Origin of the sequence: Streptomyces sp. NPDC001816 (assembly GCF_042892235.1) — a bacterium.
Classification (GTDB): domain Bacteria; phylum Actinomycetota; class Actinomycetes; order Streptomycetales; family Streptomycetaceae; genus Streptomyces.
Window position 1 is genome coordinate 122,147 of sequence record NZ_JBIATY010000006.1, and the last position, 18,871, is coordinate 141,017.

23 protein-coding genes and 1 tRNA gene are annotated in these 18,871 nt (G+C 72.7%); 16 read left to right on the forward strand and 8 right to left on the reverse strand.

The genetic code is table 11. The features are described from left to right. Positions 1–287: 287 nt before the first annotated feature. The gene (locus ACFYZZ_RS22275) at positions 288–962 is read right to left on the reverse strand and encodes an ArsR/SmtB family transcription factor (protein ID WP_389178569.1); all 675 of its coding nucleotides are present in this window, start codon (positions 960–962) and stop codon (positions 288–290) included. Between the two features lie 144 nt (positions 963–1,106). Here ACFYZZ_RS22275 and ACFYZZ_RS22280 point away from each other — a divergent pair, with 144 nt between their 5' ends. Both ACFYZZ_RS22280 and ACFYZZ_RS22285 read left to right on the forward strand, forming a co-directional pair. Beyond that, positions 1,107–2,477, forward strand: coding sequence for a rhodanese-like domain-containing protein (locus ACFYZZ_RS22280; RefSeq protein WP_389178571.1), 1,371 nt, complete (start codon positions 1,107–1,109; stop codon positions 2,475–2,477). Continuing rightward, positions 2,474–3,772, forward strand: coding sequence for an MFS transporter (locus ACFYZZ_RS22285; protein WP_389178574.1), 1,299 nt, complete (start codon positions 2,474–2,476; stop codon positions 3,770–3,772). The genes ACFYZZ_RS22280 and ACFYZZ_RS22285 overlap by 4 nt, the downstream gene beginning before the upstream one ends. Here the strand turns inward: ACFYZZ_RS22285 and ACFYZZ_RS22290 are convergent. Genes ACFYZZ_RS22290 through ACFYZZ_RS22315 form a run of 6 tightly spaced genes read right to left on the reverse strand, consistent with a single transcriptional unit; the run spans position 3,711 to position 10,337 of the window. Further along, on the reverse strand, positions 3,711–4,328 hold the full coding sequence (locus tag ACFYZZ_RS22290) for a poly-gamma-glutamate hydrolase family protein (protein ID WP_389178577.1): 618 nt from the start codon (positions 4,326–4,328) through the stop codon (positions 3,711–3,713). The genes ACFYZZ_RS22285 and ACFYZZ_RS22290 overlap by 62 nt on opposite strands. A 5-nt stretch (positions 4,329–4,333) precedes the next feature. Next, on the reverse strand, positions 4,334–6,142 hold the full coding sequence (locus ACFYZZ_RS22295) for a copper resistance CopC/CopD family protein (RefSeq protein ID WP_389178580.1): 1,809 nt from the start codon (positions 6,140–6,142) through the stop codon (positions 4,334–4,336). 57 nt (positions 6,143–6,199) lie between these two features. Then, complete coding sequence (locus tag ACFYZZ_RS22300) at positions 6,200–6,961, reverse strand: SDR family NAD(P)-dependent oxidoreductase (RefSeq protein ID WP_389178583.1); 762 nt, start codon at positions 6,959–6,961, stop codon at positions 6,200–6,202. Next, a complete protein-coding gene (locus tag ACFYZZ_RS22305; RefSeq protein ID WP_389178586.1) occupies positions 6,958–7,434 on the reverse strand; it encodes a cupin domain-containing protein in 477 nt (158 codons plus the stop codon). Before ACFYZZ_RS22305 ends, ACFYZZ_RS22300 begins: the two co-directional genes overlap by 4 nt. Continuing rightward, positions 7,421–8,035 carry a GNAT family N-acetyltransferase gene (locus ACFYZZ_RS22310; RefSeq protein ID WP_389178589.1) on the reverse strand — a complete coding sequence of 205 codons (615 nt, stop codon included), beginning with the start codon at positions 8,033–8,035 and terminating at the stop codon, positions 7,421–7,423. Before ACFYZZ_RS22310 ends, ACFYZZ_RS22305 begins: the two co-directional genes overlap by 14 nt. Next, entirely contained in the window at positions 8,028–10,337 is a 2,310-nt protein-coding gene (locus ACFYZZ_RS22315) for a penicillin acylase family protein (protein WP_389178592.1), read from the reverse strand. The genes ACFYZZ_RS22310 and ACFYZZ_RS22315 overlap by 8 nt, the downstream gene beginning before the upstream one ends. Before the next feature lie 83 nt (positions 10,338–10,420). On the opposite strand from ACFYZZ_RS22315, the gene ACFYZZ_RS22320 reads away from it, so the two are divergent. From ACFYZZ_RS22320 to ACFYZZ_RS22350, 7 genes are all read left to right on the forward strand, one after another. Then, entirely contained in the window at positions 10,421–11,143 is a 723-nt protein-coding gene (locus tag ACFYZZ_RS22320) for a siderophore-interacting protein (protein ID WP_389178595.1), read from the forward strand. 24 nt (positions 11,144–11,167) lie between these two features. Beyond that, positions 11,168–11,761, forward strand: coding sequence for an HhH-GPD-type base excision DNA repair protein (locus tag ACFYZZ_RS22325; RefSeq protein ID WP_389178598.1), 594 nt, complete (start codon positions 11,168–11,170; stop codon positions 11,759–11,761). 90 nt (positions 11,762–11,851) lie between these two features. Next, positions 11,852–12,520, forward strand: coding sequence for an HdeD family acid-resistance protein (locus tag ACFYZZ_RS22330; protein ID WP_389178601.1), 669 nt, complete (start codon positions 11,852–11,854; stop codon positions 12,518–12,520). Positions 12,521–12,621: 101 nt separating this feature from the next. Then, the gene (locus tag ACFYZZ_RS22335; protein ID WP_389178604.1) at positions 12,622–12,945 is read left to right on the forward strand and encodes a hypothetical protein; all 324 of its coding nucleotides are present in this window, start codon (positions 12,622–12,624) and stop codon (positions 12,943–12,945) included. A 46-nt stretch (positions 12,946–12,991) separates the two neighbouring features. Next, the gene (locus tag ACFYZZ_RS22340) at positions 12,992–13,120 is read left to right on the forward strand and encodes a hypothetical protein (RefSeq protein ID WP_386580347.1); all 129 of its coding nucleotides are present in this window, start codon (positions 12,992–12,994) and stop codon (positions 13,118–13,120) included. 249 nt (positions 13,121–13,369) lie between these two features. Beyond that, positions 13,370–13,666, forward strand: coding sequence for a type II toxin-antitoxin system VapB family antitoxin (locus ACFYZZ_RS22345; RefSeq protein WP_003999914.1), 297 nt, complete (start codon positions 13,370–13,372; stop codon positions 13,664–13,666). 98 nt (positions 13,667–13,764) lie between these two features. After that, positions 13,765–14,403: a LytR C-terminal domain-containing protein gene (locus tag ACFYZZ_RS22350; protein ID WP_389178607.1), complete on the forward strand. Its 639-nt coding sequence runs from the start codon at positions 13,765–13,767 to the stop codon at positions 14,401–14,403. A gap of 36 nt (positions 14,404–14,439) precedes the next feature. Here ACFYZZ_RS22350 and upp read toward each other — a convergent pair whose 3' ends face one another. Beyond that, positions 14,440–15,075, reverse strand: a complete 636-nt coding sequence (gene upp, locus ACFYZZ_RS22355) for a uracil phosphoribosyltransferase (RefSeq protein WP_386580343.1) — start codon at positions 15,073–15,075, stop codon at positions 14,440–14,442. Positions 15,076–15,180: 105 nt separating this feature from the next. Between upp and ACFYZZ_RS22360 the strand changes: the two genes are divergently transcribed. The 7 genes from ACFYZZ_RS22360 to ACFYZZ_RS22390 all read left to right on the forward strand — a co-directional run bounded on the left by ACFYZZ_RS22360 (position 15,181) and on the right by ACFYZZ_RS22390 (position 18,606). Further along, the gene (locus ACFYZZ_RS22360) at positions 15,181–15,381 is read left to right on the forward strand and encodes a hypothetical protein (RefSeq protein WP_389179737.1); all 201 of its coding nucleotides are present in this window, start codon (positions 15,181–15,183) and stop codon (positions 15,379–15,381) included. Positions 15,382–15,714: 333 nt separating this feature from the next. After that, the gene (locus ACFYZZ_RS22365) at positions 15,715–16,251 is read left to right on the forward strand and encodes a hypothetical protein (protein ID WP_389179740.1); all 537 of its coding nucleotides are present in this window, start codon (positions 15,715–15,717) and stop codon (positions 16,249–16,251) included. A gap of 56 nt (positions 16,252–16,307) precedes the next feature. After that, positions 16,308–16,739 (forward strand): tRNA adenosine(34) deaminase TadA, encoded by a 432-nt coding sequence (gene tadA / locus ACFYZZ_RS22370; RefSeq protein WP_389178610.1) that lies wholly within the window; start codon positions 16,308–16,310, stop codon positions 16,737–16,739. Positions 16,740–16,784: 45 nt separating this feature from the next. Next, positions 16,785–16,869: transfer RNA gene (locus ACFYZZ_RS22375), tRNA-Ser, on the forward strand. Between the two features lie 166 nt (positions 16,870–17,035). Beyond that, on the forward strand, positions 17,036–17,215 hold the full coding sequence (locus ACFYZZ_RS22380; protein WP_386580340.1) for a hypothetical protein: 180 nt from the start codon (positions 17,036–17,038) through the stop codon (positions 17,213–17,215). A gap of 31 nt (positions 17,216–17,246) precedes the next feature. Beyond that, positions 17,247–17,540 carry a Dabb family protein gene (locus ACFYZZ_RS22385; protein WP_386580338.1) on the forward strand — a complete coding sequence of 98 codons (294 nt, stop codon included), beginning with the start codon at positions 17,247–17,249 and terminating at the stop codon, positions 17,538–17,540. Between the two features lie 181 nt (positions 17,541–17,721). Then, positions 17,722–18,606 carry an RNA polymerase sigma factor SigF gene (locus tag ACFYZZ_RS22390; protein ID WP_389178614.1) on the forward strand — a complete coding sequence of 295 codons (885 nt, stop codon included), beginning with the start codon at positions 17,722–17,724 and terminating at the stop codon, positions 18,604–18,606. Positions 18,607–18,871 lie beyond the last annotated feature (265 nt).

Sequence of the window (18,871 nt, forward strand, 5' to 3'; positions counted from 1 at the left end):
GTCTCTCTTCCGGTGGCAGTGGATGGCGTGCGTCAGGGGGCCGTGGTGGCGCTGCAGCCCAGGTGGACCGGCCTGCCGGCCGGCCCCGGGTGTACGGCGGTCATGCCAGGTCTCCGGCGTCGGCAGGGGCGCGGGCAGACGGTGGCAGGTGCACGGCCGTCGCCATCCCCAAGTCCCCCGCGTCGGCAGGGCCGGTGACAGCCGGCGCCAGGTACACCACAGCCGTCATCCCACGTCCCCGGCATCAGCAGCGATGGAGGCAGCCTGCGCCGGGCACACAGCAGCCGTCACCCCAAGCCCCCCACATCCACCGGCAGTTCGGCCAGGCGCCACTCCAGCATCCCGTCGTCGAGGCGGATCGCGCGGCGGCCGCGGTCGGTCAGGAGCCGTACCGCGTCATAGGCGAGGACGCAGTACTCACCGCGGCAGTACACGACGATCTCCGTCTCCTCGGGCAACTCGTTGATCCGGTCGGCCAGTTCGTCGACCGGGATGGAGCGCGCGCCGGGGATGTGCCCGGCCTGGTACTCCTCCACCGGCCGTACGTCCAGCACCACCACGTCGCCCGCCGCCACGCGGGCGCGCAGCTCCTCGCGGCCGACCGGTGCCGCACCGTCCTCGCCGAGGTAGGCGTCGCGGGCCGCGGGGACGGCGGCCTGATGGGCCTCGGCGACCTTGCGCAGCAGTGCGAACAGCTGGGCCACGTCGTCGCCGGCGAGCCGGTAGTGGATGCGCACGCCTTCGCGGCGGGTGATGACGAAGCCGGCCTGTTTGAGGGTCTGCAGGTGCGCCGAGGCCGTCGTCAGGTTGAGCCCCGCCGCCTTGGCCAGGGCGTCGACGGTGCGCTCGCCCTGGGCGAGCAGGTCGAGCAGTTCCAGGCGCTTTCCGCTGGCCAGCGCCTTGCCGCTGGCTGCGAACGCGTCGTACAGCTGCGCCTTCGCACCGGCCGTCGTCTTTCCCATCGCACCCATCCCACCCGTCTGCCATCCTCCATAAATCCATGGAATAGTGTAGATGACGCCGGGAGTCGTGACCACAGGCACGACCACAGGCATGACCAAACGCGTGACCACACGTCCGCCGGCATCCGCACCCTGGAGGACCTGATGGGCTTCGCCGACGACCATCTGATACCCCTCGTCGACACCGGGCTCGGCAACAGCGCGTACCTCGTCGACCTCGGCGACGGCCGTGCCCTGGCCGTGGACGCGAGCCGCGACCTGCGTGCGCTGCGGGCGGCCGCCGAGCGGCGCGGCCTGGCCGTGGCGTACGCGGCGGACACGCACCTGCACGCGGACTTCCTGTCCGGCGCCGTCCAGCTCGGTCACGACGCCGGGGCCACCGTGCTGGCCTCCGCCGCCGGACACCGTGCGTTCGCGCACCGCGGCCTGGCCGACGGCGACGAGGTCGACCTGGGCGGCCTGACGCTGCGGGCCCTGGCCACCCCCGGCCACACGGACGAGCACCTGTCCTTCCTGCTCCGGGACGGCGACCGCGCGCTCGGCGTCTTCACCGGCGGATCGCTGATCGTGGACTCCGCCGCCCGCACCGACCTCCTCGGCGCCGACCGCACCGAGGAACTCGCCCGCGCCCAGTACCACTCGCTCAGGCGCCTCGCCGCGCTGCCGGACGAGGTCGCGGTCTGGCCCACGCACGGCGCCGGGTCCTTCTGCTCGGCCCCGCCCGGCGCCGAGCGCACCTCCACGATCGGCGCACAGAAGCGGACCAACCCGCTGCTGGCGGCCCCGGACGAGGACACCTTCGTACGACGCCTCGTGGCCGGCCTCGGCAGCTACCCGGCCTACTTCGCCCGGCTCGCCGAGGCCAACCGGCGCGGCCCCGCCGTCCTCGGCTCCGCCCCGCCGCTGCCCGCCCTCGACGCCGGACAGGTCAAATCCCTACTCTCGGAGGGCGGCCAGGTGGTCGACGTGCGCCCGGCCGCCGACTACGCGGCCGGCCACATCCCCGGCGCGCTGTCCATCCCGCTGCGCGGCCAGTTCGCCACCTGGCTGGGCTGGCTGCTGCCCGACACCGCCCCACTCGTCTTCGTCACGGGCGACGGCCAGGATCTGGACGAGATCGTCTGGCAGGCGGCCAAGATCGGTTACGAGCGCCTCGCCGGACGCCTCGCCGGCGGCATGCCCGCCTGGACGGCCGCCGGCAACCGGCAGGCCGGCACCGCGTTCGTCACCGCCGACCGCGCGGGCGACCGCCCCTACGTCGACGTACGGCAGGAAGCGGAGTTCGCCGCCGGGCATGTGCCCGGAGCCGTGCACATCGAGCTGGGCGGCCTCGCCGCGCACGCCGGGGACGCGCCCGAGGGGCCGGTGGTGGCCTGCGGCCACGGCGAGCGCGCCATGACCGCCGCAAGCCTGCTCGAACGCGCGGGCCGCACCGACATCACCGTCCTCGACGGCGGACCGGCCGAGTACGCGGCGGCCCACGGCCGGCAGCTCACCGAAGGCGGCACCAGGTGAGCGTCGCAACCGGGGCCGCGGCCCGGCCCGTCCGCCTGGGTCTGCGGGAGAACTGGCTGCAGTTCACCCTGCTGGTCGTCGTCAACGTCTGCGTCGGCGGCCTGGTGGGCCTGGAACGCACCACCGTCCCGCTCATCGGCAGCCACGTCTTCGGACTCACCAGCGACCTGGCCGTCTTCTCCTTCATCATCGCCTTCGGCGTCACGAAGGCGATGACCAACCTCGCAGCAGGCGCCCTGACCGCATGCTTCCGCCGCAAGCAACTCCTCGTCACCGGCTGGCTGATCGGCGTGCCCGTGCCCTTCGCGCTGGCCTGGGCGCCGTCCTGGGGCTGGATCGTCGCCGCGAACGTCCTGCTCGGTGTCAACCAGGGTCTGACCTGGTCGATGACCGTCAACATGAAGATCGACCTGGTCGGCCCCGCCCGCCGCGGCCTGGCCACCGGTCTGAACGAGGCCGCCGGTTACACCGCCGTCGGCGCCACCGCCCTGCTCACCGGCTACCTCGCCACCACCCACGGTCTGCGCCCCGTCCCCGAACTCATCGGGGTCGTCTTCGTCGCCGCCGGCCTCGCCCTGTCCCTCGTGGTCCACGACACCGCCGACCATGTCGCCCTCGAACTCGCCCAGCACCCCAGGCCGTTGCCCTCCGGCGAGGACACGACCCTGGCCGCCACCTTCGCCCGCACCTCCTGGCACGACCGCTCCCTGCGCGGCGCCAGCCAGGCCGGCCTGGTCAACAACCTCAACGACGGCCTGACCTGGGGCGTCTTCCCCCTGCTCTTCACCGACCACGGCCTCGGCCTGGCCGCCGTCGGCCTGATCAAGGGCCTCTACCCGATCCTGTGGGGCCTCGGCCAGATCCCCACCGGCCACCTCGCCGACCGCATCGGCCGCAAACCCCTCATCGTCCACGGCATGCTCGTCCAGTCCGCCGGCTTCGTCCTCGCCCTCGCCCTGCTCGACCGCCCGCTGCTGGCCGGGGTCCTCTCCGCGGTGTTCCTCGGTATCGGCACCGCCATGGTCTACCCGGCACTGATCGCCTCGGTCTCCGACCACGCCCACCCCGCCTGGCGGGTGGGCGCCCTCGGCGCCTACCGCTTCTGGCGCGACATCGGCTACGCCGCCGGCGCCCTGGTGGCCGGCATCCTCGCCGACGCCCTCGGCCTGAACGCCACGGTCGTCGCGGCCGCCGCACTCACCGCGGCCTCCGGACTGCTCGCGGCCCGCTGGATCACCGAACACCCCGCTGAGCACCGGCCGAAGTCTCCATCAGCCGCTGCACCCCGGCCGTGAGCGCCGCGGTCACCGTCGGCGGAGGCACGTCCGGGGCTCCGAGGGTTCTTCGGGGTCCCTGGGTCCGGGCGCTCAGGGGGAGTTCGAGCTGGACTCCGCCGGCCGGGGTCAGGTTCACCGGGTTGCGGGGGCCGAGGCCGCGCAGGCCGGGTGGGATGTGGTTCAGGTCGGTGACGGGCTCGAAGGCCGGGGCGAGGAGGGTGAGGCTGTGGGCCAGGGTGTCGGCCGCTGCGCGGTTGGCGCCGCCCAGGAAGATCGCGCGGGGGGTCTCGGGTCTCAGGTGGCCGTGCAGGGAGATCGTCAGGGTCACGTGGGACAGGAACTGCCGCAGGGCCCCACAGGTGGGGACGGACATGCGGTGCGAGGGGATGTGGACCGGGTCGCCGGTGGGCTGGGTGAAGACCAGACAGCTGGCGCCCGTGCGGGCCGCGACCTCGTGGGCCAGTTCCGCCGTGCCGCCCTCCCTGCTGCCGTGCAGGGCCAGCAGGCCGATGTCCGACCGGATGGTCAGGGCGGCGGCGAACTCCACGCCCTCGATCACGACGCGCTCGGTCACCACCGTCAGCGCACCACCCGCACGGTCTTCGACACCGTCACCTGGTCCACCTCCGACACCCGCACCGTCACTTTCATCGTCCATGTTCCCGGGATCGGCAGGTTGAAGGCGTCGGCGGCCCAGTAGCCGCCCCGGTCGGTGACCTTGGTGTCCAGGGGGCCGATCCGCTGGGCCGGGAGGGTGAAGGTGACGCGCAGTTCGGGGACCGCGGAGAGGCCGCCGTCGGGGCCGTAGACCACCGCCTGGACGGAGTTCGTGCCGACCCGGCCGGGGTCCAGGGTGATCTGCACCCTGCCGTGGCCGCCGGGGGTGCCGACGTCGAAGGGGATCGTGGTGACCGAGGCTGCCCGGATGCCGGCCGGAGCCGGTGCCGCCTGAGCCGCCTCGGCCGCCGCCCGGCCGGGCAGCGTGCTCGTCAGGAGGGTTGTCAGGACGAGGACGAGGGTGCCCACCGCCATCTCGGTCAGCACCCAGCGGCGGAGGTCGTGGGGGTGGTGCGGGGAGGGGGCGGGGGTGGCAGTGGCGGTGGGGGTGGGGTTCGGGTCCGGGGGGAGCGGGGGACCGCCGGCCGGTTGTGGGACACGGGTCCGTTCACGTGCCGCAGGCCGGGTCGCCAGGCGGGTCGTCCAGCGGCGGGAGCGGGACGCGGCCGCGAGCAGGAGGGTGACCGCTGCGAGCTTCGCCAGCAGGAGACGGCCGTACGTCGTGTCGGTGAGCGCCTGCCAGGAGCCGAGGCCCCGCCAGGACTGGTAGACACCGGTCGCCACCAGGACCGTCACGGAGGCGAAGGCCAGGCGGGAGAAGCGGGTGACGGCCTGGACCAGCGGTGCGGCCGGGCCCGGTGCGGGGCGGCGCAGCGTCAGCACCAGGGCCGTCAGGCCGCCCAGCCAGGCCGCCATCGCCAGCAGGTGGAGCGTGGCGGAGGTGATCGCCAGGGGGACCTGGAGGCCCGCCGAGGCGTGTTCCGAGGCCGCCCAGGTCAGGGCGAGGGCGACGGAGAGGGTCGCGGCGGTGGCGAGGGCGGCTCGGCGGGGGATCCGGCGGCGCCATCTGCGCAGGGCCAGTGCGCAGGCTCCGGCCAGGAGCAGCAGGGCCAGACGGGTGAGGAGGAGTTCGCCGGGGCGGGTCGAGGCCGTACGGGTGAGGGAGGAGAGGGCGAACGCCGTCGTCGGGGCGGTGCCCTCCTCGTACGGGGCTCTCAGGAGGAAGAGGGCGATCGTCGAGGCGAACAGGGTGCCCCAGGCCGCCGCCACCGGTGTGCGCAGGTGGGCCGGCCCCGGCGGGCGGCAGTACGCCACGAACGCCGCGGGGCCCAGCAGGAGCGCCACGGCGAGGTAGGCGAGGTAGCGCGCGATGTTGTAGAGGCTGGTCGTCGCCGGGTTCTCCGCACGGTCCGGGAGCACGCTCGTCGCCGTCGCCGTGCGCTTGCCGACCGAGAAGGTGAGCGCGCCGGACACCGGGTGGCTGTCGGCCGACACCACCCGCCAGGCCACCGTGTAGGTGCCGGGGCCCAGCTCGGCGGGCAGGGAGACCCGGACGGTGTCGGAGCGGCCGGCGGCGTGGTCGGCCTCGCCCGTGCGGACGCGTTGGTTCTCGGGGTCGTAGACGCGCAGGGAGTCGGTCAGCAGGCCGACCGACTCCGTGAAGGTGAGGGTGACCTCGCGGGGCGCCGACTTGAGGACCGTCCCGTCGGCGGGGTCCGTCCCGCGCAGGGCCGCATGGGCCGAGGCGGGGGCGGTCGCGCCGAGGAGGAGCAGGAGCAGGCCCGCGCCGAGGACGGTCAGCCGTCGCAGCCACCGGTGTTCGTCGCGCACCTCACCCCTCCGTCCCACTGCCCCTCCGTACAGGTACGCGAGGATCGGCCGCCGCGCTCACCACGTCGGCCGTGCCGACACCCCGCCGTCCACCACCAGATCGTGGCCGGTGATCCAGGAGGCGAGGGGCGAGGCGAGGAACACGCAGGCGTCGGCCACGTCCCGCGCACGGCCCAGGCGGCCGGTGGGGACGGCGTCGAGCCAGCGGCGTACGCCGTCCGGCCAGGCCTGGGCCAGGCCCTCCCGGTCGATGAGGCCGGGCGAGACCGAGTTGACGCGGATGCCGTGGGGACCGTACTCCAGGGCGGCCGCGCGGGCGTGCATGACGACGGCGGCCTTGGCGGCGCTGTAGTGGGCGTGGCCGGGGGCGGGCCGGCCGGCCTCGACGGAGGCGATGTGGGTGACGGTGCCGCCGCCGTGCTCGCCCATGTGGGCGGCGGCGGCCTGGGTGCAGGCGAAGACGCTGCCGAGGTTGGTGTCGACCACCGTGCGCCACTGCGCCGCCGTCATCCCGGCCAGCGGCTGGACGGGCTGGACGGCCGCGTTGTTGACGAGGGCCGTGAGGCGGCCGCCGGACCAGTCGGTCGTCTCGCGGACCAGCCGGTGGCATGCCGCCTCGTCCGTCAGGTCCGCCCGCAGGACGACCGCATCGCCGCCCAGCTCCCGGATGCGCGCGGCGACTTCACCGGCCGCCTGCACCGACGTACGGCAGTGCAGGGCCACCGCCGCGCCCTCCTCCGCGAAGCGCAGGGCGAGGGCGGAGCCGATGCCGCCGCCCGCGCCGGTCACCAGGGCGGTCTGTCCGTCGAGGAGGCTCATGGGCGGCACAGTTGCGCGATCCGGGCGGCCTCGGCCGGGTAACGCGCCGTGAGGACCTCCGGGTCGCCGTGTTCGTACCCCTCGTAGGTGAATCCGGGTGCCATCGTGCAGCCGAAGAAGGTCCAGGCACCGCCGGGGGCCACCCGGGCGCCCATCCAGGTGCCGGCGGGCACGGTGAGCTGGAGGTGCTGGCCGTCCCGCAGTCCGGGGCCCAGGACGGTGCTACGGGTCGTGCCGTCGGGGGCGAGCAGCAGCAGGTGGAGCGGGTCGCCCAGGTAGTGGTGCCAGACCTCGTCGCTGGGCAGGCGGTGCAGGGCGCAGAAGTCGTCCGCGGTGAGCAGGGCCACTATGGCGGAGCCCTCGGGGCGGCCGTCCGGGCGCTCGGGCCCGGCCCAGGTGCGCCGGAACAGGCCGCCCTCGCGGGGGATCGGCTCCAGGTCGTAGTGGGCGATCAGCTCGTCAGGCGTGGTCACCCGGGAAGGCTACCCCCCGCTCCAGAAAGGCCAGTTGGGCACGCTTCTCGGGCAGGTACACGTCCGGGATGTCGATCTCGGGGAGGACCACCTCGGGGCCGCGCCGGAATCCCTGGCGTTCGAAGCGGGCGATCGCCTTGGTGTTGCGCACGTCCGGGTCGACCACGACCCGGCGGCGGTCCAGGTCCAGCAGGACGTACGACGTCATCGCGGTCAGCAGGGCCGCGGTCCAGCCGGGTCGCGGGCCGCCCGCGGCTGCGGGCGCCAGGAGGAGGTGGACGCCGATGTCGCCGGGGCGGACCTCGTAGCACTCGCCGACCCGGTCCGCGTCGGGCTCGTAGGTCTGGAGCAGGGCGGCCGGTTCGCCGTCCTTGGAGACGAGGTGGGCGTGGTGGGTGTCGAGGCCCGCCATGTGGACGTAGATCTCGGCCACTTGGGCCCGGGTGAGGCCGGTCATGCCCCAGAACGCGGCGCGTTCGTCGCTCACCCAGGCGTGGACCACCTCCGCGTCGGCGGCCGGGTCGAGGGGGCGGATGCGGACGGTGCCGAAGCCGTCGATCACCTGTTCGTGGACGTGTTCACGGACGTGCGGGTCAGACATCGGTCTCCTTCTCCAGGCGGTCCCAGTCGGTGACGACGGGAACGAGCTGTCCCCCGAGCCACAGGGGGAGTTGGTCACGGTGGTGCGGTGAGCCGGGGACTCCGGACGCGCCGAAGGGCACCACCCACCGGCTGTCCTCACGGCGGGCCAGGTCCCAGACGAAGCGGGCCGCCGGGCCGCGGGCCGCGAGGTCGGTCAGACCGGGCACGGCGGAGGTGCACAGCACACAGTCGTGGTCGCCGGACAGGCCCGGTTCGTCGTACGACTCGTCGGGCAGTGCCCGCCAGGAGGCGAGGCGGTGGCCGGCGCCCCACGAGCCCGTCGGCGTCCCGGCGGCGACCTCCTCTACGGCGGCGCGCACGGCGGCGGGCCGGTCGATTCCGTACAACTCCTCGGCGCTCAGCAGGTGTTCGAGGGCGAAGCCGATGCGCGGGAGGAGGGCGAGCCAGGGGAGGAGGACCTCCGGGTAGGCGGGCACCTCGGTGAGCGCTTCGAACGCCGGGTGTGCGGCGAGCTGTCGTACGACCGCGCCGCGCACCGCCGAGTACGCCGCCGCGTCGGCGCTGTCCGCGTCCATGTGGCGGTTCCAGGCCAGGAGGCGGTCCCTGAGCCGGGCGGCCTCGGGGGTGAGGCCGTCGAGTTCGGCCAGGTGGTCCAGGAGGGGCGTGGCGGAGGCGAGGTGGGTGTCCATGTGGATCGCGGGCTGGTCGGCGGCGGACCAGGTGGGGCGCGCTTCGAGGAGGGTGCGGATGCGGGTGGCTCGGTGCGGTGGGGCGAACTCGGTGCCGAGGGGGGTGGCCGGGCCGCGCTGGTTGGCCATCACCGCGATGCCGTCGGTGAGGCCGGCTCGGGGCATCTCGTGCCAGCCGTGCCATTCGTGGCCGGGCTGCCAGGCGGGGACCAGGCGGGTGCGGTTGGCCTCCGAGCGGACGGGTACGCGGCCCGCGACTCGGTGCAGGGTGGCGCCCTCGGTGTCGGCTGCCTGTACGACGTTGACGGGCTCGGCCCAGGTGTCGAAGGCGGCGTCGATGTCGGCGACTCGGCGGGCTCGGAGGAGGGGGAGGAGGCTGCTGAAGCCGAGGTCTTCCGTGACGCGGGGTGGGTAGCGGAGGGCCAAGGCCGCGGTTGCCTCCGGGTGTGGCTGCGGGCCCGCCTCGGCTTCGCCATCGGCGGAGATCCGGTTCCCACCCGCACCCCCCGTGCAGCTTCCGTCGTCGGGTGCGGGTGGCCCCTGTGGGGCGTCCTCGTCGTCGGCGGCTCGCGGCTCGTCCTTCGCGGGCTTCGCCTCGGCTCCGCCGTCGACGGCTCGCGGACTGCCGTCTGCGGGCTCCACCTCGGATCTGCCGTCTGCGGCTCGCCGCGGTTCCGTGGTTTCCAAGCCCTCCGGGCCCCCGGCGATCACCGGGCCCCGGTTCGTCTCGATGATCTCGATCTCCAGGGGGGTCTCCCCCGCGATCTCCACGGTCTCCGTGTGGCGTTGGGCGCGGTGCCAGGTGCCGTCGGGGCCGAGGGCCTCGACGCCCGCACCGGTGCGGCGGAGGCGTTCGCGGTAGAGGTCCTGGTAGTCGGCCATGGCGTTGGTGATGGACCAGGCGACCGTGCCGGTGTGGCCGAAGTGGGCGATGCCCGGGACTCCGGGTACGGCCAGGCCGACGACGTCGAACTCGGGGCAGGAGAGGCGGATCTGCTGGTAGACGCCGGGGTCCTCGATGAAGCGGTGGGGGTCGCCGGCGAGGAGAGGCAGGCCGGTGACCGTGCGGTCGCCCGAGAGGAGCCAGCCGTTGCTGCCCGCCGTGCCGGGGCCGTCGGTGGCGAACAGGCCGACCGCTTCCGGGCCGAGGTGCCGTATCGCCTCCTCGCGCCACAGCTTGGCCGGGAAGCCCGCGAAGAGGATGTGCGTGCCGAGCCAGATGCCGAGGGGGGTCCAGGGGTGCCAGGGGGCGGGGGTGAGGCCGGTCCGGGTGAACTCGGGGGCTCGGCGGGCGCCTTCCGCCAGGCCCTCGTTGACGCCGTCCACGTACGCCCGGACCCAGTCCGCCGTCTCCGGGTCCCGGCTGTCCAGCGCGGCGAAGCAGCGCCTCGCGGTGTCGTCGAGGCGGGCGCGGCGGGCGAAGACGTCCCAGGGCAGGGCGGCCGCGCCGAGGAAGGCGGCCGAGGTGCCCTGGGAGCGGTGCCGTTCGACCTCCAGTTGCCAGGCGCGGTCCAGGGCGGTGACACGGCCCTGGGCGTGGGAGAGGGCACGGACGCCGGCAGCGCGTAGGTGGGGGATGCCCCAGGCGTCGCGGTAGGTCTCGGTGGTCACCCTGGGACACCCCTTCATTTTAGGTTAGCCTTGCCTAAGTATCCGTACTGGTGCGGGAATCGTACGCGAGGGGTGGAGACGCGATGGGGCAGGGGCGGGGCTGGGAGGGAGCGGTCCTACGACTGCTGCGCGCCAAGGACTTCGTGTGCACGGTCACCGAGGCCGAGGACGTCACCCCGCACTACCGGCGGCTGCGGCTGACCGACGGCGGGCTGCTCGCCGCGACCGGCGTCCACCCCACGATGTGGATACGTCTGTGGTTCTCCGACGCCGGCCGCCCGCACCAGCGGGCCTACACCCTGGTCGCCCCGGACCCCGCGACCGGCACCTTCGGCCTGGAGTTCGCCCTTCATGACGGGTGCGCCGCCGACTGGGCGCGGGCCGCGCGGCCCGGGGACACCATCGAGGCGACCGTCCAGGGCACCGGGTTCCAACATCCGGATCCCGCCCCCTCGCACGTCGTCGCCATCGGCGACCCGGCCTCGCTGCCCGCGATCAACTCCCTGCTCGGCGCTCTGTCTTCCGCCCCGGCGACGATCTGGTTCGAGGGCGTCCTGGACGGCCTCCTCTGCCACGCCGACCCGGCCCGCCACGAAATCCGCGAGGTGCCCCGCCGCGACGCGGGCGCCCACCTCGCCGAACGGGTCCGCGCCGAACTGCCCGTCGTACTCGACGGCACCCCCGACCCGTACGTCTGGATCGCCTGCGACACGGCCACCACCCGCACGCTGGCCGCGTACGTACGCAAGGAACTGGGCCTGCCGAAGACCCGGGTGCACGCCCTCGGGTACTGGCGCGCGTCCTGACGCCGCACGCGCGATCATCGACCCATGGACGTCACTCTGCACCTCGCCCAGGACCCCGAGGCCGACGCGCTGCTCGGGCGCAGTCCGCTCGCCGCGCTGACCGGCATGCTGCTCGACCAGCAGGTTCCGATGGAGTGGGCGTTCAAGGGGCCGGCGACCATCGCCCGCCGGATGGGCGCCGAGGACCTGGACGCGCACGAGATCGCCGTCATGGACCCGGAGGCGTTCGCCGCGCTGCTCTCCGAGAAGCCCGCCGTGCACCGCTACCCGGGCTCGATGGCCAAGCGGATCCAGCAGCTGTGCCAGTACCTCGTCGACCACTACGACGGAGACGCCGAGCTGGTCTGGAAGGGCGTCGCGGACGGGAAGGAGCTGCTGAAGCGGCTCCAGGACCTGCCCGGGTTCGGCAAGCAGAAGGCGCAGATCTTCCTCGCACTGCTCGGCAAGCAGCTGGGCGTCGCACCCACGGGGTGGCGGGAGGCAGCCGGGGCCTACGGCGAGGCGCAGTCCTTCCGGTCCGTCGCCGACATCACCGGGCCCGAGTCACTGGCCAAGGTGCGCGCCCACAAACAGGAGATGAAGGCGGCGGCCAAGGCCGCGAAGACCGCAGGGAAGTAAGGCTCGGCCGGGGGGCAGGAGCCGGGCGGCGGCTCAGCCACCTGGCCCACCCAGGTGGCCGGACGAGCCCGGGCGGTCCAAGCATGGAGCATGACCGAGGCACCCGGCGGTGACCCCTCCTGGGGTCGCGAGTACGACGACCGCAACATCCACGCGGGTGGGGCCCCGCAGGCGCACCACGAGCCCGAGCCGCCCTTCGAGGGCCCCCTGCACGCCCTGTCCCGGGCCGCCTGGCAGGTCGTCCTGCTCACCGGCATCGCCTCGCTGGTCCTGGGCATCCTGGTACTGATCTGGCCGGGCCCCTCCCTGGTCATCGTGGGTGTCCTGTTCGGCGTCTACCTCCTCGTCAGCGGCATCTTCCAGCTGGTCTCCGCCTTCGGCACCCACCGGACGACCTCGCTGCGCGTGCTCGCCTTCATCAGCGGCGCCCTGTCGATCGTGCTGGGCCTGTTCTGCTTCCGCGGGCCCATGCAGTCGATCCTGCTGCTCGCCCTGTGGATCGGCATCAGCTGGGTGATCCGCGGGATCACCCAGACCGTGGCCGCCGCCTCCGACAACCGCATGCCCGCCCGGGGCTGGCAGATCTTCCTCGGGATCGTCACCTTCATCGCCGGGATCGTGCTGATCGACTCGCCGTTCCGGTCGGTCGCCGTGCTGACCCTGGTCGGCGGCTGGTGGCTGGTGATCGTCGGCGTCGTGGAGATCGTCACCGCGTTCCGCGTCCGCGGCCGCGCCCGGCAGGTTCCGCACACGGTGTGATCCCCGTGGTACGGCACGGTGTGACCCCCTCGGTACGCCGAGCGGGCGAATCTCGCGGGCCGCGCGATGCGGTAAGGCTGCCGGGCGGGCACAGAACCGCCGTGAGCAGGACCCCGAGCCCCACCCGGAGCCGTACCTGGCTGCGGGTGTTCGTGCTGCTCCTCGCCCTGTGGGTGCCCGGCGCCCATCTGCAGGCCCAGGCGGCGCCCACCCCGGCCCTGTCCGCCGAGACCGCCGAGCACGACGTCCTCGACGCGCTGCTACGGCCGCCCGCGCGCGCCCTCCACCAGACCGACGCGCCCGAGCGCACCGCACCCCTGCCCGACCCGCCGGCGCCCGTCCGTCCGGCCCTGCGCCCGTGCCCCGCCGCACCCCGGCCGCCGTACGCCGTACCGCTGCTCCGGACGGTGGTCCTGCGCTGCTGACCGTGCCCTGCCCCCAGGACAGTCAGCTCGACGCAAGGAACCGACCATGCCCACAGACCCGTACGCGGTCCTGCGCGCCCTGCTGCGCGCGGAGGCCAGACGCAGCGCACCGCCCCAGCCGGAGCGCAAGAGCCCGCAACCACAGCAGCCGGCGGCGAAGGACGACGGCCGCTGAGCCCCCGGCGGGGGCGGCCACCGCCTCCGCCGGTACGCCGACTCGCGATCCACAGCCTGTGTACAACGTCCGTTCAGCCCACCCCTTTCGAGCGAATCAGGCGCACGGGCGGGCAGCGTTTCGCTGTCGCTCTTCTCCGGCCCCTGTTCCCGATAGACCCCGCTATGATCCGTTTCGACACGGCTTTTCCAGCGCCGCACTCCGTCGCCTTGGCTGCGCCCGGAACGTCTTGACCGGTAGGCTTTCCGTGTGATCTTCAAGCGCATCGGAAACGGCCGGCCGTACCCCGACCACGGCCGGGAAAGCACCCGGCAGTGGGCGGACGTCGCGCCGCGCCCGGTCCGCCTCGATCAGCTCGTGACGACCAAGGGGCAGCTCGACCTGGAGACCCTGCTGGCCGAGGACTCGACGTTCTACGGCGACCTCTTCGCGCATGTCGTGAAGTGGCAGGGCGACCTGTACCTGGAGGACGGCCTCCACCGCGCGGTCCGCGCAGCCCTCCAGCAGCGCCAGGTGCTGCACGCGCGCGTGCTCGAACTCGACTGACCGCGGCACGACACGGCGTTGACCCTTTCGGGTTCCGCTGAGCGGCGTCTACTGATCATCTAATAGGCATCGCCGCCCAGGCGCACTACGCTGCGCCCATGAGCATGCTGACTCCCCCCGGCATGGGCGGCCAGTACCGGATCACGGGGGACAAATACCCTCGGATGCGCCCTCCCCGGCGACGCGGCAGGCTCGTGTTCGCCGTAGTGGCGTCCGCCGCCGTGCTCGGCCTGATCGGCTGGGGCACGCTGCAGCTCATCGACGTCTTCACCGGCGGCGACAAGAAGACCTCGGCGTCCGGCACCAAGGCGCACTGCCGCACGAAGGCGACCACCACCACCGCCCAGGTGAAGGCGCTGCCCCAGCCCGGCGAGATCACCGTGAACGTCTACAACGCCACCGCGCGCACCGGGCTCGCCAAGAGCACCGCGGACGAGCTGAAGAAGCGCGGCTTCAAGATCGGCGACGTGGGCAACGCGTCCAAGGAGTTCGACAAGAAGGTCAAGGGCGCCGGGATACTCCTCGGCCCCGCCGCCGCGCTGAACACCTCACTGCCGGTGCTCGCCACCCAACTGCCCGCCGCCGAGCACCGCACCGACGCGGCCCGCAAGGGCACCGACCTCGACCTGATCATCGGTGACGGCTTCAAGACCCTCACCCAGCGAACGGCCGCCGACCAGGCCCTGGCCGTGCTGACCAACCCCGAGCCGGCGGCTTCGACGAAGCAGGGCTGCTGAGGGCCGGCCTCCCCTGCGGCGCCCCGCGGCGAGCGCCTACTCGGCCGCGCCGTACAGCCGGTCTCCCGCGTCCCCGAGCCCGGGCACGATGTACCCGTGCTCGTTGAGGTGGTCGTCGACGGCCGCCGTGACGACCGTCACCGGCGTCCCCGCCAGCTCGCGCTCCATGACCTCGACGCCCTCGGGCGCGGCGAGCAGGACCACCGCGGTCACGTCGTCGGCACCGCGCTTGATCAGCTCCTGGATGGCCGCGACCAGCGTGCCGCCGGTGGCCAGCATCGGGTCCAGCACGTACACCTGGCGGCCCGAGAGGTCCTCAGGCATGCGCGAGGCGTACGTGGAGGCCTGCAGCGTCTCCTCGTTGCGGATCATGCCCAGGAAGCCCACCTCGGCGGTCGGCAGCAGCCGGACCATGCCGTCCAGCATGCCGAGACCGGCGCGCAGGATCGGCACGACCAGCGGACGCGGGCGGGCGAGCTTGACGCCGGTGGTCTGCGCGACCGGCGTCCGGACGTCGACCTGCTCGGTGCGCACGTCCCGCGTGGCCTCGTAGGCGAGCAGGGTGACCAGTTCGTCGGCGAGCCGCCGGAAGGTCGCGGAGTCGGTGCGCTGGTCGCGCAGCGTGGTGAGCTTGTGGGCGACCAGGGGGTGGTCGACGACGTGGAGACGCATGCCCCTAACAGTAGCCGCGCTCGGCACCCCCTCGCTCTGGCGTCAAACCGCCCGTCCGAGGGAAAGTGGGAGGGACGGACCGGGGGTGGTGTGACTGTGCCTGACCTGCCTGACCGTAAGACCGACGCCGCCAAGAACGCCGTTGGGCCGGAACAGCCCGAGACCGACGCCGAGCGCCGGCGCCGCCGCGCCCAGTTCCTGCGCGACCTCGCCGAGGCCCGCGCGCTGCGTGAACGCGTTCAGCCCCGACGCGCCAAGGCCGCCCGACTGCGCCACGCCATGCGCATGCGGACCTTCCGCTGGTAGGCGAGGCCCGGTGAACGGGCGACGTCAAGGTGGGATCCGGGTGAGGAAGATCCGTGCCGGCTCCGGCGTTTGGGCGGTGGGCCGTGCGTGGGCGTTTGGAAAAGCCGCGTACGATCCGCAGGTGGCGGCAACGAGTGCGCTGGTGAGTCCTTTCCCCCGGGATGCGGACACACGATCAAAACAGCCAGACACAGGGAGCCGAAGACGTCCCCTGAACGCCTTGTTTCTGCCACGATTCCGAGTGGGTGGGGCTCGGAGCACAGCTCTCCCCGCCCAGAACCTCCGCCGGGGGGACCCCCAACCGGCACGCCTATGACCAGTGGGAGAGTCACGGTGTACTTCGCCGCACTGCTCGCGCGCACCGAAGACGGGTGGGAAGCGAGCGACACAGAGCTGGACGATGTGGAGACCCTGTCGGATCTGGCCGACCTGGCCCGGGAAGCCGCTCCCGACGAGGACACGGTGTTCGTCCTGATCGAACAGGAGGACTCCTGGTTCGGTCTCGTCCGCGTGGACGGCGAGGAGGACCCTCGCATCTTCGTCTCCGACGCGGCCGCCGCCGCCCGCAGTGCCTACGGCGAGCTGCTGCTCACCGACGAGCTGCTCGGCCGGGATCCCGGTGCCGACGACGGCACCGACGTGGACTCCCTGGACCTCGACGGCACCGAGGACGGCGAGTCCGAGGACGAGGACGACGACGAGGAGACCGCCGCCGCAGGCGCGGTGCCGCACGGCCCGGTGGGCGACGGCAGCATCCTCGACGACCTGGGCATCAGCGAGAAGGAACTGCGCGGCCTGGACCCGAACGAGGCGCTGGCCGAGATCGCCGAGGCCCTGGGCGCCTCGGAGGTGCTGGAGACCGTCCGCTGACCGCTTCGCACACGGAAGGCGCGCCGGACCCGGTACGCGACCGCTGGCGGGCCGCGATGCGGCTCGCCCTGGACGAGGCCGAGCTGGCCGTCCGGGGCGGGGACGTCCCCGTCGGCGCCGTCGTGCTGTCCCCGGACGGTACGACGGTGCTCGGGGCCGGGCACAACGAGCGCGAGGCCACCGGCGACCCCACCGCCCACGCGGAGGTCCTCGCGATCCGGCAGGCCGCGGCCAGGCTCGGCGAGTGGCGGCTGACCGGCTGCACGCTGGTGGTCACCCTGGAGCCCTGCACGATGTGCGCGGGCGCGCTCGTGCAGTCCCGCGTGGACCGGGTGGTCTACGGCGCCCGCGACGAGAAGGCGGGGGCGGCCGGCTCCCTCTGGGACGTCGTACGCGACCGGCGGCTCAATCACCGGCCCGAGGTGATCGAGGGCGTCCTGGCCGAGGACTGCGCCCGGATGCTCACGGAGTTTTTCCGGGGCCGCTGAATACCGATTTCAAACCATGCCCCACCTTGCTGTAAGGTCTCCCTCGGTAGCGTGTCCGAGCGGCCGAAGGAGCTCGCCTCGAAAGCGAGTGTGGCGCAAGTCACCGAGGGTTCAAATCCCTCCGCTACCGCTGCAGAAGGGCCCCGTCGCGAGACGGGGCCCTTCGTGCATGACCGGGCAGGGCCCGGCAAAGAACCTCGGCGGGCGGGCCGTTGGTCCCCACAGGGGGCGTGAAGGTTACACTCGCCGCCGGCAACAGGGGTCCCACGGGGCACACAGGCACAGGGGAGGCCGCGGTGACGGTGAACGCCAAGAAGATCGCCGTGTACGTGCTCGTGGTCTTCGCGCTGTACGTGATCATCACGGATCCGGCCAGGGCGGCCGACTACGTCCAGATAGCCTTCGAGGGCATATCGGACGCGGCCAAGGCCATAGGCGACTTCATGACCTGGCTCGCCAACGGAGCAAAGAGCTGAGCGGAAAGCCGAGAGAGCTGAGGTACGCCCCATGATCCGCCACCTGGTCCTCTTCAAGCTCAACGAGGGCGTCGAGCGCGACGATCCGCGGGTCGTCGAGGGCGTCGCCGCCTTCCGGGCGCTCGGCGGCCAGATCGAGGAGCTGCGCTTCTGGGAGTGCGCCTGGAACATCAGCGACCGGCCGATCGCCTACGACTTCGCGATCAACTCGGCGGTCGAGGACACGGACGCCCTCAAGCGCTACCTGGAGCACCCGGCCCATCAGGCGGGTGTCGCACTGTGGCGGGAGTTCGCCACGTGGGTGATCGCCGACTACGAGTTCTGAGCCCCTCGCTCCGGGAGCCCTCCGCCGGGAACGGCGGGGGGCTTTCGTGCGTCTTGAGACCCAACTTGGCGCTGTCTGACCACAACACGGTGTTATCCGGTGCTTGCACACAGTGCACATGTCTTGTGATGCTATGACCGCTTTTGACGGATGATTGACCGATGAAGAGGTGGCGTTGACCGTGTCGGCCAGTACTGCGCCGCCCCAGGACGAGGCGCCCGCCCCAGCCCCCGCCTCCGTTCCTCCCGGCCCCGCCACAGCTCCTCCCGGCCCCGCCACAGCCCCTGCCGCCCCCGAGAAGCGCCGCGGCGCCGACACCCGCGCCCTGACCCAGGTGCTCTTCGGCGAGCTGAAGGACCTCAGGCCGGGCACCCCAGAGCACAACCGCGTACGGGGAGCGCTCATCGAGGCCAACCTCCCGCTCGTGCGCTACGCGGCGGCCCGCTTCCGCTCGCGCAACGAGCCGATGGAGGACGTCATCCAGGTCGGCACCATCGGCCTGATCAACGCCATCGACCGTTTCGACCCCGACCGGGGAGTGCAGTTCCCGACCTTCGCGATGCCGACCGTCGTGGGCGAGATCAAGCGGTACTTCCGGGACAACGTCCGCACGGTCCACGTACCGCGCCGGCTGCACGAGCTGTGGGTGCAGGTCAACAGCGCCACCGAGGACCTCACGACGGCCTTCGGGCGCCAGCCGTCGACCGCCGAGATCGCCGAGCGCCTGCGGATCAGCGAGGACGAGGTGCTCTCCTGCATCGAGGCCGGGCGGTCGTACCACGCGACCTCCCTGGAGGCCGCACAGGAGGGCGACGGGCTGCCGGGCCTGCTGGACCGCATCGGCTACGAGGACCCCGCCCTGGACGGCGTGGAACACCGCGACCTGGTCCGCCATCTCCTCGTCCAACTCCCCGAACGCGAACAGAGAATCCTTCTTCTGCGCTACTACAGCAATCTCACTCAGTCTCAGATCAGCGCGGAACTCGGCGTGTCCCAGATGCACGTCTCCCGACTACTCGCACGTAGCTTCCAGCGGCTGCGTTCCGCGAATCGGATCGAGGCATAACCGGCGCACGGGGGCACAGCTCGGAACACACCAGCTCGCAGCGGTTCGCAAGCAGGATCGATCGGTAACCGGTGAGAGCGAATCGCCCACCAGGGCGGTTCCCGACAGTTGTGCGCCGAAAGACCGTCAGACCCCTTCTTTCCAGGGCCGATTCGTAACTCACGTGTCGACATGTCACTACAGCGTGTTGCCGACATGTGACATTCTGCGGGAAGCGCGTTTGCCGGGCCTCCGGCACCGGTATTCAGGTGAAGGCTGCGTTGCT

Bases quoted from the DNA above. Each gene is read 5' to 3' on its own strand.
- ACFYZZ_RS22275 (WP_389178569.1), bottom strand. From the start codon at position 962: ATGGGAAAGACGACGGCCGGTGCGAAGGCGCAGCTGTACGACGCGTTC.
- ACFYZZ_RS22280 (WP_389178571.1), top strand. From the start codon at position 1,107: ATGGGCTTCGCCGACGACCATCTGATACCCCTCGTCGACACCGGGCTC.
- ACFYZZ_RS22300 (WP_389178583.1), bottom strand. From the start codon at position 6,961: ATGAGCCTCCTCGACGGACAGACCGCCCTGGTGACCGGCGCGGGCGGC.
- ACFYZZ_RS22310 (WP_389178589.1), bottom strand. From the start codon at position 8,035: ATGTCTGACCCGCACGTCCGTGAACACGTCCACGAACAGGTGATCGAC.
- ACFYZZ_RS22320 (WP_389178595.1), top strand. From the start codon at position 10,421: ATGGGGCAGGGGCGGGGCTGGGAGGGAGCGGTCCTACGACTGCTGCGC.
- ACFYZZ_RS22325 (WP_389178598.1), top strand. From the start codon at position 11,168: ATGGACGTCACTCTGCACCTCGCCCAGGACCCCGAGGCCGACGCGCTG.
- ACFYZZ_RS22330 (WP_389178601.1), top strand. From the start codon at position 11,852: ATGACCGAGGCACCCGGCGGTGACCCCTCCTGGGGTCGCGAGTACGAC.
- ACFYZZ_RS22340 (WP_386580347.1), top strand. From the start codon at position 12,992: ATGCCCACAGACCCGTACGCGGTCCTGCGCGCCCTGCTGCGCGCGGAG.
- ACFYZZ_RS22350 (WP_389178607.1), top strand. From the start codon at position 13,765: ATGAGCATGCTGACTCCCCCCGGCATGGGCGGCCAGTACCGGATCACG.
- upp (WP_386580343.1), bottom strand. From the start codon at position 15,075: ATGCGTCTCCACGTCGTCGACCACCCCCTGGTCGCCCACAAGCTCACC.
- tadA (WP_389178610.1), top strand. From the start codon at position 16,308: ATGCGGCTCGCCCTGGACGAGGCCGAGCTGGCCGTCCGGGGCGGGGAC.
- ACFYZZ_RS22385 (WP_386580338.1), top strand. From the start codon at position 17,247: ATGATCCGCCACCTGGTCCTCTTCAAGCTCAACGAGGGCGTCGAGCGC.